Origin of the sequence: Kurthia sp. Dielmo (assembly GCF_000307285.2) — a bacterium.
Classification (GTDB): Bacteria; Bacillota; Bacilli; order Bacillales_A; family Planococcaceae; genus Kurthia; species Kurthia populi.
Map to the genome: position 1 here is coordinate 13,201 of NZ_HE578969.1, position 11,498 is coordinate 24,698.

Here is an 11,498-nt window from a genome sequence, read left to right on the forward strand (position 1 = left end):
CCGCTGTTTATAATGGCACAAGTTTTTATTTATTATCCGCAACTGCCGTACAAGAAGCGATTACAACAACCAACATGAACATAGGCACATTAACTTCGTTACAGACAACAGATAAAACATCGTTGGTCAATGCGATTAATGAACTTGTAACAAAAGTAAACGCACTAACAGTATAGTTAGTATCAATGTAATCATCTTTTTTCTCTAAAAAAGCAGAAATTTACGATGTTATTTATTTCCTTTTTGTCAGATAATTGAAGCAAAGGGAGTGTGTATAATGAAATTCAATCACAACACTAAACACTTAAATGGTACGGCTCAATTTATGGCAAATAAACAAATTAATGAAGCTAAAAAAGAGCATGAACATTCTAAAAAAAACTAGCTATTGAGGAATACAATGAAAAAGTGAAACAACTTCATGAATTAGTTAAATGGTTTGAAAAAGAACACAAAACTAATAAAATAATTTCGGAAAACATTACGAAATTAAAAGATGCTGCGGTATTTATTCAGCCTTTACCTAATAAAAAATAATCAACTAAGCACATCCAATTGGGTGTGCTTTTTATATTAACAAAAAGGAGGTTGAGGAATGGCAGAAGAAAAAACAGTCATGCTAGAGGTTTTCGAGAAACTGGGAAGTCTGGATGCAAAGTTAGATAACATCAATCAATTACGTAATACTGCGCAACGCGCTGAAACGAAAGCTGATTTAGCACAAGACATTGCGGAAGAAGCAAGAGCGAGTGCGAAAAGTGCACATCATCGTATTGATCGCCACGACAAAATTGTTTTCTGGGCAGGTACATCTATCATTGGTTCAGTCATTGTAGCGATTATGGCGATCGTCTTAGGACAATAAAATAAGGAGGACAATTATGAATACAGAAAAACTAAAAGAATACATTGCATTATTCGGAGGATTGCTTGGAGCAGTCCTTTTATTTTTGCAGACATTAGGGTTTGAATTTGCATGGTTTACAGATAAATCAATTGAAGCATTTACAAATGCGTTACTCGCTGCAGTGCCATTTATCTTGATTATCTATGGCGTGTGGAAGAACACGTATGTTGTAACAAAAAAAGCAAAAGAACATAAGCAAGCGATTGATGAACACGAGAAGAAAAAGGAGGAAGCATAATGTCACAAATTAAAAATAACTATGTAGTGGTAAATCAATTTAGCCGACCAGGCTTAAAGCGTTCGATGACCAAAGGCATCATTGTCCATTACACAGCAAATCCTGGAGCATCAGCTGCTAATCATGCATCGTTTTTTGATGGCAAAGACGGAGGCGGTAGTCGCTATGCAAGTGCTCATTTATTTGTAGATGCCAAAGAAGCGTTATGTATTGTGCCATTAAATGAAGTTACGTATCAAGCAAATGATGTACAAAAATATGTGAAGGGAAAGGCTTATCGAGGTGCTGAAGATGTGCTTGGGCAAAATGCTAACTGGACAGCCGTAGGCGTTGAGATGTGTCTAGAAAAAGATGGTTCAATCGCAACAGCGACATTTAATCGCACAGTTGATGTAGTCGTAGAGTTGTGTAAAAAATATGGTTTGAATCAACATGATTTATATCGACACTATGATGTTACAGCCAAGAATTGTCCAGCACCATTTGTTGCACGTCCGAGCGATTGGACACGCTTTAAAAATGAAGTAGCACGTAAATTGAAAGGTGATACCACAAGTAATCGATTTTACACCTATACGCCAGATCGCGTGGTAACATTGCGAGAAATTGGTTTGTATGAAGATGTTACATTGAAGAAAACGATTAAACGTTATCCAGAAGGTACGCGACTTACAATTACGGGTATCGAGTACGATGGGAAAACGCCACGCTTGAAAACAGCAAAAGGCTACATCACTGCAAACAAGAAGAATGTAAAAGGCTATCACACATCAATCGGCACAATCAAAGTACTTGTGGACGACTTGAATTATTATGATACAGCACGTTGGACAAATCCAGATGGACAGGTCGATAAAGATACAGTCCTCACAGTCGTTAAAAAAGCAGGAGATATGTACTTACTAAAAAGTGGTTTATATATTACAGCATCTTCTCAATACGTAAAATTTACTGCGCATTAGTTAAATAAGAAAGCCCCATATCTTCCACAGTCATGTAGAAGGTATGGGGCTTTTTTTATTTCTAGAAACGATAATCAAATAGAACTATTATTTTATTCCATTCTGGGTTAAAATAATTATAAATAATTGAAAATGTGTTCAGTTATTTCATGTTTAGCCATCATATAGATGGCTTTTTTTATTTATTCTGCTGTTTCTTCATCTGGAATATATTCATATAAATCATCGACTTTTACATCTAGCTTGTATGCCATTTCGTATAATTTTTCTGTTGTTGGATTACTTTTATTTGTAACCCATTTAGAAACAATAACATTCGATACTCCTAAAATTTCAGCTAAATCTTTTCCTTTCATATCACGCTCTGCAAGAATCACTTTCAAATTACTTTTTAACATTTTATCCACTCCTATTTTCTAATTAAATAAAGCATATCACTAATTAAATCTAAAATCAATTAATTAAAAATAAATTAAAAAAATTGAATAAAAGTTTAATAAATTGATTGTAAGTTAATGCGATGTGTGTTATAATTAATATATAGAAAAGGAGGTGAACAACATGAATCGAGTAGAAAAAAGAAAGCAAGAAAAACTTGCAAGAAAAGAAAAAACAGCAACGGCTGTCACTATAATAAGCGCCGTTACTGCATTACTAAACTTCATCAAAGCCTTACTTGGCTAAGATGGTAGGGGGTCACACCCCCCTATATTTTTTATTATATATTAAAAATCAATTTAAATCATTTTTGAAAGGATGATTAACTATGAAAATAAAAATTTTATTATTAATTTCAATCCTATCTTTAATTTTAACTATTATTACATTCTTCATTTAAAATAAATTCTACTCGATTCTAAATTTATAATATGGCGCGATCCAAACTTTTGCCCACTCCAGCAGTGGGCTTTTTTATTTTAATAATATTTATCTTTATAATGACAATTACGCTTTATAAATATGCTTTGTAGTACAATAGTAAACGAGCTGAATAAACTAAGAAATATAAAAAAAGGTGGAATTTAACATGAAAAGAGTATTAACAGCAGGGTTATTAGTAGGTAGCTTATTTTTAGGAGCTTGCAATAACGATACTGAAGATGTGAATGAACAAGGGTTAACAGCCGAACAACAAGCAGAAAGCGATGAAATTGCTGCCGCAGAAGATGGTTCAAACTCAATGCATGAACAAAATGAAACTGTAAATTACACAAATACATTTGGTGAAACAGTGGACTTAACTATTAAATCCGTTACATATGATAAAGATGGGGATTATAGTGCTTATGAGGATGGAGGCGATTTATATCCTGATGGTAAATTTATTAAGATTATATATAAAGCTAAAAATGTAGGAACTGAAAACGCTGATGTAATGGGAATAGGTGATAGTACTTTATTAGCTGAAGATGGTACAGAGTATACGTCGTTATTTACAGGATTTGAATCAACGAACGAGGATGATACTGTCGGTACTATCAAACCAAAATTGGAAGATGAAATATATTCTGTTTATAACGTGCCATCAGATTTTAATTTTAAAAACGTGATTTTAACAATTTCTACCGGATCATTAGACAACGAACAAATTGAAACATATAAACTAAAAGACATTAAAGAATAGAAAATATAAAAATAGTTTTGAAAAAAATTATTTAGTCATTAAAGTATCAGCTAACGCTGATACTTTTTTGTTATCTATAAGTTAATCTTTATTTTACGGTAAGTTAACATGGTTATTTTTAAATAACTATTTTATTAAGTAGTCAAGTAAAATAAAAATTAATATAAATTTTATGAGACTCTGATATTACGGGCTTATCAGTATTTGCTTATGATTATTAAATATTTCCATAAAATATATTTGTAATTATTTTAAAACTAAACTAGTATAATAATATTATTATTGCGCTATGGTCGGGAGGAACTATTAATGAAAAACTTTATAATAGAGGTATCAAAAACAGTAACTAATAGCATTAAAGAACTTCTGATTTCTGAAGAAGCCTTTATTTTATATGAAGATAAACTATTAAAAAATATTCTTTTTATTGAAACTCATAATATAGAATCAGTTAAAAAATTACCTTTTGTAATAAAAGTTGAAGAATGTAGAACTTTATCTCTTCAATCAGTTCCTTCTTTCGATTTTGATATTAGTCCTCATTTGTTAGACGAAGATTTATTACGGCAAAAAGGTATGTATGGCTGGGGAAAGTCTGTTCTTGTTGTGGATTCTGGTTATAACGAAAGTATGGCTACTAGTAAAATAAATTTATCAAATAAGAGAACTTTTTTATCCAGAAAGACAGATCCAGAAGATATTACCAGTACTATTAGACATGGCAATTGGGTTACATCCATAATATACCGTTATGCTCCATGCGCTTCATTTTCTATAGCTCAAGTTGCAGACGGTTCTACTTTAACTGAACAAGCATTATTTGAAGCTTTAGACTGGGGACATTCTCTAGGGAATATAGATGTAATAAATTTATCATTAGGATATTGTTCAGATTGTACCGGAAATTGCTTTTTAGCAAGAAAAATAAATAAATTATGTGAATTAGGGTATATAGTAGTTACAGCTGCTGGAAATATTACTGAAGGTAAAGAAAAAGTTCATTGTCCAGGTTGTTCTGAAAAAGCAATTACAGTAGGTGGATTAAACGTAGATGGTGATAATGTTTCGGAAACAAGTTGTGTTGGCTTAGTTAATGGCCCTATAAAGCCCGAATTTTTAGTTCCATCCAACATAACACTTTCCACAGGAAATATTATTAACGGTACATCTTTTGCCAGCCCTATAGTTGCTGGCATTTTAACAGCAATACCTCAAAAAAAAGTTCCAAATATAATCGAAAATTTAAAAATGCATTTAATACAAAGCTGTGACATTTTAAAAAATGCTTCTAGTTATGCTCAAGGTTATGGTAGACTGAGTCTATCTAATTTTTTAGAGTCTATTAAAAATTAAAAGAGGGGGCAACACGTATGATTGAAAATAAAATCGAATTAATGGTTGAAGTAAGGGATTTGGCTAATTATATGGCGCTTAAAAATTATGGTGAAATTTCCTATGTCGACGAAATGATGGATATTATTTTTCTTCATACGGTTGCATCAAAAATTAAATATATCGAAGAACTTCCTTTTGTAAATCAAACGCAAGTATCTAGAGAACTTCGTTTACAAACTATATAAACACAAAAAAACTCCATTGGATTATTTCAATGGAGTTTTTTTAAAATCATAAAAACATCGTATGTTATATTTTAAGCCATATAACATACAAATAAGTATCAATTGTAAAAATGTTTTTTTGTAATATGTATCAATTGATACATTTATACAATGATACATATGCTTATGTCTATATAATTCTCTATTATTAAGTTGACTTTTCCATATGTATTACACTATACTTAATTCAACTTAAAAAAGAACGCAAAAAAAGCAAGCGGTTAATAAAGTATGGGGATACTTTATTAACATGCTATATCGTAACCAAACTACGATACGCACTGACAACTTGCTTTTAATGCTTGCTAATTGCTTATTATGATAAATCATTTTAGGGGTTATTTCAAGTATTAAAAGCTAAATTACTTTATAGTATCTAAAAATACTTAAAGCGTGTGTATCGAAACAGCAAATCGATACCACGCTTTTTTTCGTTCTCCCAAAGGAGAAATGAAAATGGAAACTAAATCTAAAACGTTAATCTATACTCATAATCCAGTAGCTTATAAACGCTACTCTCAATTTAAATCAGTTAAACAGTTTAATTCAAATATCGAAATGTGGTTAGCAGATCATAAGTCTACATTTGGTCGTAAAGAGTTGCAGGCTCTCAAAGTATTATTACGACACTCTGCAAAGGTTGCTGGCATTGCTACGATTAAGTTCAATTCACTTGTTAAAGTGGCTGCTGAGAAATACGGCTTTGTGTTTAGTGTTAAAACGGCTAAACGTGCTGTGGCCAAAGCGAAACAATTAGGTATGCTTGTAACACTTGCTACTAAATCAGCCAAAACTGATTTAAAATCTCCATCGATTTATGTATGGCAAAAATATCAAAATGTCCCTACGGTGATTACTGAAGTCACTACGGATGAAACTCCTACAAACGTTGATGGAACAACATCTTCACAAAATGCTACTGTATCAGCTTGTAAGGATGAAATGACCCTACATAAAACTGGTGTCCCTGAAGCTAATATTATTAAATATTATATCCGTAAAAGCGCGAAAGCTTTTAAAACAATCGCTTGTCACATGTCAGTTAAAAAATCAGCCCCAGCCGAATTAATTGAACAACCTGTAAAACCTAAAACAGCATTCAAACCATTACGTTTTATTTCACGTTTGAAAGATGTTGTCTATAAATCATTACTAAACAAAAAAGATGATGTACAAGCAATTGTTGAAATTGTTCACGCAAATATATATGCATTCACTAAATTACCTGCTTATAAGCCATTTAAAGACGAATTACTAGAAAAGGCATTACGAATCGTAAATGCTTGTTTAACAGCGCACAAACAAGGCTCACTAGACTATATTAAATCTATGCGTGGTTTTATCGATTCACGTATCAAAGCTGAATTACGTGCATTTAGTGAATTAAAAGTAATGGAAGCTGACAACTTAATTAATCAAGATATGCATACAAACATCGCTGATATGTACACTGATGCGTTAGAAGGTACGTATCAACCGAATTATAACAAGGGTATGTTTTATGATTGGACATAATTAAAAATCTTAATGTTTCACGTGAAACAAGTAAAAAATGATACATTGATACATTTTACAATTGATACATTGATACAAAAAGTTTATAGTTAAGCGAGGGGGTTAGCATATGACAACGATTACGTTTGCCAACTTTAAAGGTGGCTCTGGAAAAACAACAAATAGCACGATGGTCGCTTATGAACTAGCTAGTATGGGATATAAAACCTTGTTAATTGATTATGATCCGCAAGCAAATGCCACGAAATTCCTTATGAAAACATATAAAGCTATACATGGTAAAGCACCCGATTTTAATAATACGCTTATGGCTGCATTGCAAAAAAATAAATTAGAAGAAGTGATAATGGAAATCAAAGAAAATTTATTCTTAATTCCGTCTTATCGTGATTTTAAAAAGTTTCCTAAGTTTCTCGAAATGCAATATCCAAAAGATGATTTTGCACGTGTGAAATATTTAGATAATCAATTAAAAGAAATTAAGAAACAATATGATTTTATTATTTTTGATACACCGCCAACTAGTACACTATTTACCTCTGGAGCACTTTATGCTAGTGATTACGTGGTAATTACATTACAAACAGAAGAACGAAGTTTAGACGGTGCAGAAATGTTTATAGATGAATTAAATGAACTTTTTGAAATACCTGGATTCGATATAGAGATTTTAGGCATTCTTCCAGTATTATTTGAAAACAATAATGAAGTAGATGATATTATATTGAACGATGCTAAAGATATATTTGGCGATAACAATATGTTTAACGCTATTATTCGTCGTATGAAACGCGTGAAACGTTGGGATAGTGTAGGTATTACAGATGACCCAAAAGATAGCTGGGATAAAAAGACTCATGCTGTGTTCCAAGACGTCACAAAAGAAATGATTGAGAGAATAAAAAAGATAGAGAAGGAGAATTAGTATGGCTAACAAGAAACTTTTAAATAAACGTATGCGTGGGAACGAATTTACTCCTACTAATTCGGCTTTAGAAGAAAGCATAGAAGAAAATGAAGTTGAAGTTGTAAAAGAATATCGTGCGTCACTTAGGGTTACAAATGAAACACGAGATAGAATGAATGCTTTAAGGAAAATTACAGAATTTAAGAATGTAGATGATCTAGTAAATCATTTAATTGATGAAAAAGTAGAAACATTAACTGATAAAAGTAGAAGAAAATTCGAAGTAATGGTTGAGAAATAAACAAAAGGACTTAGCTTATATTATAAAGCTAAGTCCTTTTTTCTTTTTATATCGAGTGGATCTAATATGATTAAATAATCTTTGTAGAAAATATCTTGTCCATATTGTTGGCGATAGTGTACTAGACATTCTTCTAAAAATTCCGGAACGATTTCAAGGTGAGCACATATTTCTTCCACAGTTGTTATGTATTTTTCATAGCACTCTATTAGATTATCTAAGGTTACAATTTTTTTATGTCCCCAACGACGTGCTATGATTTCTTGTTGTCTATCTCGAATTGTTTTCTGTTCAACTATATTACCCAGGGTAGTTTTAAAGTGTCCAAGTTCTTCAGCTAATACACAATGATATTTATTTTGAGTAAGATTATTTTTGAGAAAAATCCCATCATAATCATAAAACCCAGATAGTTTTCCTGGCAAAAAGTTAGTCTGCCAGATTGGCACTTCCTCATAAAATTCATCCCATAATGCTTCGAATCTGTTCATCATAAAACCACCTATATATTATTTATTCTTTTTAAGATTTTTCTTAAATTCAATGAATGCTAATATTTCTTCTATTTCTTCCTCTGTAGCATCGTCATCAATATGCGCTGCAAAAGTTTGAAAGCGTTCATCGGGAATGACATATCTTTTTAAGTCTGTTCTTCCTAATAAATAATCTGTAGAAACATTAAAATAATTTGCAACTTTATCAATTTTATCTACAGACGGGCTTTGTGTATCCCATTTATATAATGTATTTTCTCCCCAACCTAGATTTTTAGATAAATCTTTTAAGTTGATTTTATTTTCTTTTGCTAGAATTTTTATACGTTCTAGAAGTATTTTCATATACAAACATCTCCTAATTAGGCTATTAAGTATCTTTTTGGATATTTTAGTTTGACAAAAGTATCTTTTTGGATTATATTAATAGCGTAAGCTAATTTTTGAGCTAAAAAGAGTACAAAAAAACAAGACCAGCTAAAATATCATCTGCATTTGGAAGGTGCTTAAAGATTGATTTTATCGGCTTTTTTGGGTCTTATTTAACTATGGATTTATAGTATCATATTGGATACTTTAATTCAATATTATTAGCTAATTTATTAGCTATTTACCCTAAAATGATTCAATATTAGCAATTTTCTTTATTTATTTCAGAAGGATGTGAAAAAATGCCTGTGGATTTAGCTATTCAAATTAGGTCGGAACTTTATAAGAAAGAAATGTCACAAAGCGAACTTGCTAAAATGTTGGGTATTTCAGGTGCTTATCTAACAGATATTTTGAAAGGTCGTAGAACTGGTCCTAAAGCGCAAGAACATATTATGTACATTAAAAAAATTTTAGAAATTAAGTGAGGTAATTACAATGGATAAGTTATTGAAAATTGCAGAAGAAGTAGAACATATCGATGTAGAAGATGATGAAAGAATTGGTTGGTTTGATATTCCAGAAGGTGATCCTACTATAAGCGATAAATTAATGACAGTTGGTGTTCTTGGTTTTCTACCTGCTGTAGCAATTGCCAGTGGCTTATTCGTATTATCTGTACTTTAAAAAATAGGAGGAATTAAAATGACAAACATTAAAGTAATGTATGCAGGACAACAGCAACAAACAATCACTTCATTAGAGGTGGCAGAAATGGTGGGGCGTGAACATAATGAAGTATTGAAAGATTTACGTCGCATCATTAGTCAATTAGATGAGGGGAAAATTCCCCACAACTTTTATTTTGAAGAAGGAACTTATAAAGATGCTTTAAACCGAGAAAAGCCTTGTTTCCTACTCACTAAAAAAGGTTGCGAACTTTATTCAACACGAATGACAGGGGCTAAGGGAACAGCTTTTGCAGTAGCATATATCGAACGCTTTAACGAAATGGAACAAGTCATTCAACATAATTTACCTACAGATCCACTGGAATTAGCATTGACGGCTGCATTAGATACACGAAAAGAAGTGGCAGCTATTAAAGAAGATGTCGATTATTTAAAAGATAATATGCGCATCAATACGTACCAGGAGAAAACTTTGCAGGACATTGTAAAAGGAAAAGCGATGAAGGCACTTGGCGGTTATAAGAGTTTGGCTTATGAAATGCTTGCTCCTAAAGTATTTAGAGCTGCTTGGCGCGATTTCAAAAATCATTTTGGAATTTCTACTTATAAAGAGTTACCAGCAAAACGTTTTGATGAAGGTGTGAAACTTCTAAATTATTGGGAACCCGGTGCATCATTACGAATGGACATTGAATCTTATCAGAATCAACAATCATTAATAGATTAATTGTGATAAGCATTTAAGGGCCAAAAATGAATATTGAATAATCTGTTAGGGGGATTAAAAATGGCAGAAATCACATGGATTAAATTGAAAACAGACATGTTTGAAAATGAAAAAATAAAATTGATTGAAGCATTACCAGATTCAGACACAATTATTGTAGTTTGGGTGAAGTTATTAGCAGCTGCAGGAAAAGCAAATTCAAATGGATTTATTATGCTTACAGAAAATATTCCAATGAATGTGGAAGAAATGGCAACAATATTCAATCGTCCACTTAATACAGTTCGCTTGGCACTCGAAACTTTTAAACGTTACGGAATGATAGAAATCAAAAACGAAGCAATTCGTATTAAGAATTGGGAAAATCATCAAAATATTGATGGAATGGAACGTGTTAGATTGCAAAATCGTGAACGAAAAAGAAAACAACGTGAAAAAGAAAAACAAATTCAACTAAGTCACGTTCCGTCACGTGACAGTCACGCAACAGACTCAGACTTAGACTTAGACTCAGAATTAGATTTAGATAAAGAAAAAGACAAAGACTTAGATAAGACTAGACAAGATGGTCCAGTCAAAGTCGAGTCAAGTGTACCGTTTACAGAATTATTATCTTTCTATGAAAAGAACTTCGGTTTACTAAGCGCTTATGCACAAGAACAATTTAATGCAGTATATGAAGAATACAATGGAGAACTAATTCTTGAAGCCTTAAAAGAAACAGCTTTACGTACACCAAAAGTGAGAAAACCACTTTCCTTTGCAGAAGGCATCTTAAAAAACTGGTATCAAGAAAACGTTCAAACGCTTGAACAATTAAAAGCAAAACGAAAGGGTGGTCGACGTGAAAGCAATTCAGCAAGCTATAAGCCTGCCAAAGAATATGATGATGGCGTTAACTTCTAATTACTGCGAGAAAGAGCATGTAAATGAATATGGCTATGCAATCAAACATCCTTTATACAAAGCTGATTTATTAGGTACAGCTTATGAACAGTATGGCACCCAATTAATTTGCTTACAGTGTTTGAAAGAGGAACGTGATGCAGCTTTTGTAAAACGTATCAGTGATGAAGCGATTGAACGAGAAAAGCATAAACGAAAAAACACCTTACATTATGCATCTGTCTATAGTGATCAATC

The 11,498-nt window shown here is 32.0% G+C and carries 18 protein-coding genes; 15 read left to right on the top strand and 3 right to left on the bottom strand.

Translation table 11 applies throughout. The features are described 5' to 3' along the window. Positions 1-595 precede the first annotated feature (595 nt). Genes KTHG_RS20460 through KTHG_RS20470 form a run of 3 tightly spaced genes read left to right on the top strand, consistent with a single transcriptional unit; the run spans position 596 to position 2,107 of the window. Positions 596-865 carry a hemolysin XhlA family protein gene (locus tag KTHG_RS20460; protein WP_255512523.1) on the top strand — a complete coding sequence of 90 codons (270 nt, stop codon included), beginning with the start codon at positions 596-598 and terminating at the stop codon, positions 863-865. Positions 866-881: 16 nt separating this feature from the next. Continuing rightward, positions 882-1,145 carry a phage holin gene (locus tag KTHG_RS20465; RefSeq protein WP_139996267.1) on the top strand — a complete coding sequence of 88 codons (264 nt, stop codon included), beginning with the start codon at positions 882-884 and terminating at the stop codon, positions 1,143-1,145. Further along, positions 1,145-2,107: a DUF5776 domain-containing protein gene (locus KTHG_RS20470; RefSeq protein WP_139996269.1), complete on the top strand. Its 963-nt coding sequence runs from the start codon at positions 1,145-1,147 to the stop codon at positions 2,105-2,107. The genes KTHG_RS20465 and KTHG_RS20470 overlap by 1 nt, the downstream gene beginning before the upstream one ends. Before the next feature lie 182 nt (positions 2,108-2,289). Here KTHG_RS20470 and KTHG_RS20475 read toward each other — a convergent pair whose 3' ends face one another. Further along, complete coding sequence (locus tag KTHG_RS20475; protein ID WP_139996271.1) at positions 2,290-2,505, bottom strand: helix-turn-helix domain-containing protein; 216 nt, start codon at positions 2,503-2,505, stop codon at positions 2,290-2,292. A 163-nt stretch (positions 2,506-2,668) separates the two neighbouring features. On the opposite strand from KTHG_RS20475, the gene KTHG_RS22000 reads away from it, so the two are divergent. The 7 genes from KTHG_RS22000 (at position 2,669) to KTHG_RS20505 (ending at position 8,073) form a co-directional block, all read left to right on the top strand. After that, on the top strand, positions 2,669-2,791 hold the full coding sequence (locus KTHG_RS22000) for a hypothetical protein (RefSeq protein ID WP_255512524.1): 123 nt from the start codon (positions 2,669-2,671) through the stop codon (positions 2,789-2,791). Positions 2,792-3,134: 343 nt separating this feature from the next. Then, a complete protein-coding gene (locus KTHG_RS20480) occupies positions 3,135-3,731 on the top strand; it encodes a hypothetical protein (protein ID WP_139996273.1) in 597 nt (198 codons plus the stop codon). Between the two features lie 309 nt (positions 3,732-4,040). Further along, positions 4,041-5,084, top strand: coding sequence for a S8 family peptidase (locus tag KTHG_RS20485; protein ID WP_139996275.1), 1,044 nt, complete (start codon positions 4,041-4,043; stop codon positions 5,082-5,084). 17 nt (positions 5,085-5,101) lie between these two features. Further along, positions 5,102-5,311: a hypothetical protein gene (locus KTHG_RS20490; protein WP_139996277.1), complete on the top strand. Its 210-nt coding sequence runs from the start codon at positions 5,102-5,104 to the stop codon at positions 5,309-5,311. Positions 5,312-5,806: 495 nt separating this feature from the next. After that, positions 5,807-6,865: a hypothetical protein gene (locus tag KTHG_RS20495; protein ID WP_139996279.1), complete on the top strand. Its 1,059-nt coding sequence runs from the start codon at positions 5,807-5,809 to the stop codon at positions 6,863-6,865. A 109-nt stretch (positions 6,866-6,974) separates the two neighbouring features. Further along, positions 6,975-7,790 (top strand): ParA family protein, encoded by an 816-nt coding sequence (locus KTHG_RS20500; RefSeq protein ID WP_139996281.1) that lies wholly within the window; start codon positions 6,975-6,977, stop codon positions 7,788-7,790. Position 7,791: 1 nt separating this feature from the next. Beyond that, positions 7,792-8,073, top strand: coding sequence for a DUF5388 domain-containing protein (locus KTHG_RS20505; RefSeq protein ID WP_139996283.1), 282 nt, complete (start codon positions 7,792-7,794; stop codon positions 8,071-8,073). A 20-nt stretch (positions 8,074-8,093) separates the two neighbouring features. Here the strand turns inward: KTHG_RS20505 and KTHG_RS20510 are convergent, their stop codons facing one another. Further along, positions 8,094-8,564, bottom strand: a complete 471-nt coding sequence (locus KTHG_RS20510; RefSeq protein WP_139996285.1) for a hypothetical protein — start codon at positions 8,562-8,564, stop codon at positions 8,094-8,096. Positions 8,565-8,582: 18 nt separating this feature from the next. Beyond that, positions 8,583-8,912 (bottom strand): helix-turn-helix domain-containing protein, encoded by a 330-nt coding sequence (locus KTHG_RS20515; RefSeq protein ID WP_139996286.1) that lies wholly within the window; start codon positions 8,910-8,912, stop codon positions 8,583-8,585. 326 nt (positions 8,913-9,238) lie between these two features. Here KTHG_RS20515 and KTHG_RS20520 point away from each other — a divergent pair, with 326 nt between their 5' ends. From KTHG_RS20520 to KTHG_RS21565, 5 genes are all read left to right on the top strand, one after another. Then, positions 9,239-9,424, top strand: a complete 186-nt coding sequence (locus tag KTHG_RS20520; RefSeq protein ID WP_139996289.1) for a helix-turn-helix domain-containing protein — start codon at positions 9,239-9,241, stop codon at positions 9,422-9,424. A gap of 10 nt (positions 9,425-9,434) precedes the next feature. Then, positions 9,435-9,623, top strand: coding sequence for a hypothetical protein (locus KTHG_RS20525; protein WP_139996291.1), 189 nt, complete (start codon positions 9,435-9,437; stop codon positions 9,621-9,623). A gap of 18 nt (positions 9,624-9,641) precedes the next feature. Beyond that, positions 9,642-10,355, top strand: a complete 714-nt coding sequence (locus KTHG_RS20530) for a Rha family transcriptional regulator (RefSeq protein WP_139996293.1) — start codon at positions 9,642-9,644, stop codon at positions 10,353-10,355. Between the two features lie 60 nt (positions 10,356-10,415). Then, positions 10,416-11,261 carry a phage replisome organizer N-terminal domain-containing protein gene (locus tag KTHG_RS20535; protein ID WP_139996295.1) on the top strand — a complete coding sequence of 282 codons (846 nt, stop codon included), beginning with the start codon at positions 10,416-10,418 and terminating at the stop codon, positions 11,259-11,261. Next, the coding region (locus KTHG_RS21565; protein WP_186439705.1) for a hypothetical protein at positions 11,200-11,498 on the top strand (299 nt) is incomplete at its 3' end. The genes KTHG_RS20535 and KTHG_RS21565, both read left to right, overlap by 62 nt.